General features: G+C 67.3%; 1 pseudogene. It reads left to right on the forward strand.

The annotated features are described in order from the left end of the window. A pseudogene (locus EN781_RS33930) lies at positions 1-224 on the forward strand (3-isopropylmalate dehydratase small subunit); the annotation flags it as partial. Between the last annotated feature and the right edge of the window lie 167 nt (positions 225-391).

A 391-nucleotide genomic window follows, 5' to 3' on the forward strand; every position in this document is an offset into this window, starting at 1 on the left:
AGCTGATGGACGACGCCTCGCGCGGCTCCAACGCCACGCTGTCGGTCGATCTCGAGGCCAAGGAAATCCGCGGGCCGGATGGCGGCGTGGTCACGTTCGACCTCGACGACTTCAAGCGCCACTGCCTGCTCAATGGGCTGGACGACATCGGCCTGACCATGGAGAAGGCCGGCGCCATCGACTCGTTCGAACAGAAGAACGCCGCGCAGCGCCCGTGGGCCTGATCGTCTGTATCTGAATGCTTAAGCCCGGCCACGACAGGCCGGGTTCGTGCTGCGGCTGAACGGAGGGACAGTCATGACACGCTCGCTTCTGGCCGGCGCCTGCGCGCTGGCGGTGATCCTGCTGCCGATGGCGGGCGCGCATGCCCAGACCGACGCGGTGCTGGTGC

The sequence above is a fragment of the Mesorhizobium sp. M4A.F.Ca.ET.090.04.2.1 genome, assembly GCF_003999085.1.
Classification (GTDB): Bacteria; Pseudomonadota; Alphaproteobacteria; order Rhizobiales; family Rhizobiaceae; genus Mesorhizobium.